Source organism: Actinomadura montaniterrae, assembly GCF_008923365.1.
Lineage (GTDB): Bacteria > Actinomycetota > Actinomycetes > Streptosporangiales > Streptosporangiaceae > Spirillospora > Spirillospora montaniterrae.
Window position 1 is genome coordinate 1 of the sequence record NZ_WBMR01000428.1, and the last position, 2,821, is coordinate 2,821.

General features: G+C 76.5%; 3 protein-coding genes. 2 read left to right on the forward strand and 1 reads right to left on the reverse strand.

Annotated features, from left to right (window positions below; genetic code table 11):
* Positions 1–1,294: bifunctional phosphatase PAP2/O-acyltransferase family protein (locus F9B16_RS49940; protein ID WP_192809404.1), on the reverse strand; the 1,294-nt coding region annotated here is incomplete at its 3' end.
* Positions 1,295–1,502: 208 nt separating this feature from the next.
* Here F9B16_RS49940 and F9B16_RS49945 point away from each other — a divergent pair.
* Both F9B16_RS49945 and F9B16_RS49950 read left to right on the forward strand, forming a co-directional pair.
* Positions 1,503–2,261: a PadR family transcriptional regulator gene (locus F9B16_RS49945; protein ID WP_151547274.1), complete on the forward strand. Its 759-nt coding sequence runs from the start codon at positions 1,503–1,505 to the stop codon at positions 2,259–2,261.
* A 4-nt stretch (positions 2,262–2,265) separates the two neighbouring features.
* Complete coding sequence (locus F9B16_RS49950) at positions 2,266–2,772, forward strand: DUF1707 SHOCT-like domain-containing protein (protein ID WP_151547275.1); 507 nt, start codon at positions 2,266–2,268, stop codon at positions 2,770–2,772.
* The last annotated feature ends 49 nt before the right edge of the window (positions 2,773–2,821 follow it).

Sequence of the window (2,821 nt, forward strand, 5' to 3'; positions counted from 1 at the left end):
CGAGGCCGACGGCGCCCGCGAGCGCCTCGCGGACCCGGCGGCGCGGCGGCATCGCCGGCTCCCCGCCGCCGGACGGGCCCGGCGCGGCGGGCTCCATCAGCGAGATGGCCTGCGCGACGACGCCGACGCCGTCCGCGACGACGTGGTGCATCAGGAACACCAGCGTGGTGCGGCCGGGCGCGGCCCCGCCGACCAGGATCATCCGCCACAGCGGCCGGTCGCGGGGCAGCGGCTCGGCCTGGATCTCGGCGATCATCGCGCGCAGGCCGTCCATCCCGTCGACGTCGCGCTCGGTGACGTGCCAGGACCAGTCGATGGCGGGATGGTCGCGCCAGACCGGCCGCCGCCACCGGCCGCCGCCCTCCAGCCGCTGCCGGAACCGCGGCAGCCGGTCGAGCCGGTCGCCGATCAGCCGGACCAGGTCGAGCCGGCCGAGCGCGCGGCGGGACGTGTCGAGCATGATGACGCCGCCCGCGTGCTGCGGCGCGGCGGCGCTCTCCACCGCGAGGAAGAACGCGTCCTGCGCCGGGACGCGCTCGGCGGCCGGCGGGCGCGCGGCCAGCCGCTCGGCGGTGACCACCGACAGCGCGACCAGCGGCACCGCCGCGACCGCGTCCAGCACGTAGTGGTTGGCCGTCGCGACGATGACGTACGCGGTGACGGCGATGTGCGCGCCGTTCAGGATCCGCGCCGGCCGCGGCGCGCCCGCCCGGGCGAGCTCCACGCCGGCCCATAACGCCCAGGCCATGTGCAGGGACGGGACGGCCGCGAACCGGTCCGCGTGCTCGATCACCGGCGAGCCCCACGACCCCCACGTCCGGCCGAGCCGGACGGTGTCGACGAAGCCGAGGTCGCCCATGAACCGCGGCGGCATCACCGGGAACAGCGCGAAGCAGGCGATCGCGGCGACGTTCAGCAGGACGAACGCGTTGCGCGCCGTCCGGTACCGGTCGGGGTGCCGCGCGTACAGCCAGACCAGCACCGCGAGCGTGGCCGCGAGGTAGGCGGTCGCGTACTCGTAGTCCGCGAGGGCGCGCCAGACGGGGTGCCCGGCGAGCCAGCCGTTGAGGGCCGGCTCCACGTCGAGGTGCAGGGCCCGCTCCAGCGCGAGCACCGCCTCCCCGCGCCGGCGGGCCGCGTGCTCCCTGACCTGCTCCGGCAGCATCGCCACCAGGGAGTACAGCCCGAACAGCGCCAGCCCGAGCAGCACCTCGCCGCTCGCCCGCCCCCGCGTTCCGGTGCCGTCCCGGGTGAGGACCGCGTCCCGCGCGGTCGCCGCTTCCTGAGTCCCCATCGTCCCCCCGCCCGGCTGTTTACCCAGCGTTTCCGCCGGTCAGACGGCCATGACCGGAATAGATGATCATGTCCCGGACGGCCGCCGCGAGCCGGCCGGGGATCCGCCGCGCGGTTCCGGGAACCATCTGGCACAGCGAGCCGTCTTCGATATATCGTTGTCCTATCGCGAGGGATCAAAGAAAGATCTCAGAAGGAAGGTGGAGAACATGGGAGCGGCACACGCGCACGGCGGACCCGACTGGCGCTGGGCGTTCGCGGCGGCGGCGCTCGGGGCGAAGGCCGCGCACGCGGCGTCCCGGCACCACGGACCGGGGCACCACGGCCCGGGAGCCCGCGGCGAGTTCCCCGGCTTCGGCCCGATGTTCGGCGGCGGGCCCGGCCCCTGGGGGCCGCCGGGCGGCGGATTCGGGCCCGGCCGGCCGCCGTGGGCGCGCGGGCGCGGCCCCTGGGGGCGGGGGCCGAAGGCGCGCAAGGGCAACGTCCGCGCGGCGATCCTCGTCCTGCTGGCCGAGGAGCCCCGCAACGGCTACCAGATCATCCAGGAGATCAACGAGCGCAGCGGCGGCGCCTGGAAGCCCAGCCCCGGCGCGGTCTACCCGGCGCTGCAGCAGCTCGCCGACGAGGGCCTCATCGCGGGCGAGGAGGGCGGCGGCCGCCGCACCTTCCACCTCACCGACGAGGGCCGCGCGCACGTCGAGGAGAACGCCGAGCGGCTCGCCGAGCCGTGGGCGGAGATGACGCCCGAGTTCGGCGAGGGCGTCCCCGACCTGTTCAAGCAGGCCGCGCAGACGGGGGCCGCGGTCATGCAGATCGTCCACTCCGGCAGCCCCGAGCAGGTCGCCCAGGCCAGGGACGTCCTGTCGGAGGCCCGCCGGAGTCTGTACCGGATCCTGGCCGACGACGCGCCCGCCGACGGTCCCGCCGGCGACGCGGGCCCGACGGCCTCCGACGACGACGAGGAGTAGACCAGTGACTCGCCCGGACGACATCCGCATCGGCGACGCCGAGCGGGACGCCGTGATGGTCGCCCTGCACGACCACTTCGCGGCGGGGCGGCTCGACCGCGGTGAACTCGACGAGCGGCTGGACGCCGTGCTGTCCGCCAAGACGCGCGGCGACCTGCGCGTCCTCGTCCGCGACCTGCCCGCCCCGAACGGCCTGCCCGAACCGGAGCGGCCCGCGGCGGCCTTCGGCGAGGTCCCCTGGGACCTCGGCCCCGCGCTCATGTTCGGCGGCCCGGGACGCCCGATGCGCCGGCGGCACCGGCATCACGGGCCCATGGCGCACCGGCGCGGCCCGCGCTTCCCCGCGTTCCCGCTGATGGTCGCCGTGTTCTTCGCGGTCGCGTTCACGGTGGGCGTGGGGACGGCGGCGCTGGCCGTCCTGCACGTCGCGCTGGTGATCTGGCTGGTCCGCGCGGCGATGCTGCTGGCGGGCGCCCGCCGGTCCCGCCGCCACCTCACCCCCGGCGCCTGACGCCCGCCGCCTGCCGCCCGCCGGGCGTCCCGGATGGGCGTCCTGCGGG

Coding starts and splice junctions, on each gene's coding strand:
- F9B16_RS49945 (WP_151547274.1), top strand. CDS start 1,503: ATGGGAGCGGCACACGCGCACGGCGGACCCGACTGGCGCTGGGCGTTC.